General features: G+C 62.6%; 1 protein-coding gene and 2 pseudogenes. 2 read left to right on the forward strand and 1 reads right to left on the reverse strand.

Annotated features, from left to right (window positions below):
* Nucleotides 1-164, reverse strand: a pseudogene (locus ACZ7GZ_RS43240) (IS3-like element ISMyma3 family transposase); the annotation flags it as partial.
* Between the two features lie 68 nt (nucleotides 165-232).
* Here ACZ7GZ_RS43240 and ACZ7GZ_RS43245 point away from each other — a divergent pair.
* Nucleotides 233-535 (forward strand): annotated as a pseudogene (locus tag ACZ7GZ_RS43245) (hypothetical protein); the annotation flags it as partial.
* 48 nt (nucleotides 536-583) lie between these two features.
* Nucleotides 584-1,468: a PucR family transcriptional regulator gene (locus tag ACZ7GZ_RS43250; protein WP_471033341.1), complete on the forward strand. Its 885-nt coding sequence runs from the start codon at nucleotides 584-586 to the stop codon at nucleotides 1,466-1,468.
* Nucleotides 1,469-1,798 lie beyond the last annotated feature (330 nt).

Here is a 1,798-nt window from a genome sequence, read left to right on the forward strand (position 1 = left end):
TCCTGCCGCACCCACTTGCGCAGCGTCTCGGTCGTGCCGATGCCCAGTTTCTGGGCGACCGCTTCCATCGCGGACCACTCGGTGTCGTACTCCGGACGTACCTCGGCGACCATGCGGACCGCTCGTTTACGCAGCTCAACGGGGTAGAGGGAAGGACGTGCCATAACTCGATCCTCTCAAACGATCGAGTCCCTACCGAACCCGGAACGGTTCAGGACAACGTGTCGGGTCGTGTTCCGATAATGCCGTCAGCGAGGCCGTCAACAGCGTTCTCAAGGCCGGGTACGTCCATCGGCAGACCACCCGCGCCGAGGCCCGGCTGAAGATCGCCACATGGATCACCGGGTTCTACAACTCCCTGCGGCTACACAGCGTATGTGGGCACCGCAGCCCAATCGACTACGAACGCAACCACCATGCCAACTCCGCAGTCGCCCCTTCGAAGATCCTCACACAACGAGGAGATCGACAAGCTTGTGTAACAGGTCACATGCAAGCGTTCCAGCGTAACGCCGTGTCTCTTGCGGCGTCATAGAGACGACCAAGGTATACGGCGACCACGCATGGAGTAAAGGAACACGCGATGTCTGACGGCGGCATGAGCCCTGCCACGATGATGGCCGCGCTGTTGTTGGCTCAACGCGCGGCGGAGACAGCCGAGGCCGGGGTTCAGCGAGACCTTCTCAAGGCTCTGCTCGCAGCCCGGCCCGAAGAAACCGAAGGCCTGTATATGGGGGCGCATCGTCTGGGACTCGACCTCACCTGCCCACATGTACTCGTTGCCGTTCACGTCGTGAAAGCGAGAGCGAAACGGTCTTCTTCATGGGCAGCGGCATATGCACGCCGGAATCGCGGCTTGACCACACAACGACAGGGCTGGCTGATCTTCATGCTGCCCGGTGAGGCCCCGTGGCCAGCCGCTGACCGCCTCGTCACGGAGCTGAGCCGCGCCATCGGCCACCTGGCCACCGCCGGCGCGGCTGGCCCCGTGATGTCGCCCCATAGCGTGAGTGACGCCTGCCAAGAGGCCGTCTCCTGCGCGAAAGTATTGCTGGCGCTCGGGAGGAACGGCGATGTGGCGGCAGTTGAGCAGTTAGGGTTCATGGGATTGCTGGTCAAAGCGAAACCCGAGCTCGAGCCCTTCATCGAAGCGATGATAGGTCCCCTCCTCAGCTACGACGCACGCCGAGGCACGGCGTTGCGTGCCACCTTGCAGGCGTACCTGGACAGCGGGCAGAAACTCAGTCGGACTGCGACGAACCTGCACATCCACATCAATACAGCTGCCCAGCGGTTGAGCCGAATCAGCGTTGTTCTCGGCCCCGGCTGGCAGGAGCCACAGCGCTTGCTCGATATCCATGTGGCCCTAAGACTTCATCAAATTCGGCAGGCAATTGACTCCGATCAGGTGTATCTGCCGGAGCCTGACAGTAGTAAAGACGCCTCGTTTGGCCGCGGGATCGGGTAAAGGCGCGGATCGAGCAGTCCAGGCGCATGCGCGGGACGACGAGTCCGCGCCAGCGTCACACAAGGCCCGCTTTGGACGGGTCAGAGCGTGGGAACGCAAGGATGTACGAGACCAAGAACATCGGCCTGGCCACCATGTGCGGTGCCTGGCCGGGGTGGACGCGGCACGGTGATCGACCGTACACGGTGACGGCCCGAAACCAACTAAGACCGGTGTCTTACGTGGTGAGGCGGACGAGCCGTTTGTAGCAGCACATGGCTGCGGCGAGTCCGAGAAAGACACCTCAGGCCCTCAGCTCGTCAAGCCGCCCTGGCGAGTGCGGCCGGAAAA

This window comes from Streptomyces sp. NPDC037288 (assembly GCF_055603265.1).

Bases quoted from the DNA above. Each gene is read 5' to 3' on its own strand.
- ACZ7GZ_RS43250 (WP_471033341.1), top strand. From the start codon at position 584: ATGTCTGACGGCGGCATGAGCCCTGCCACGATGATGGCCGCGCTGTTG.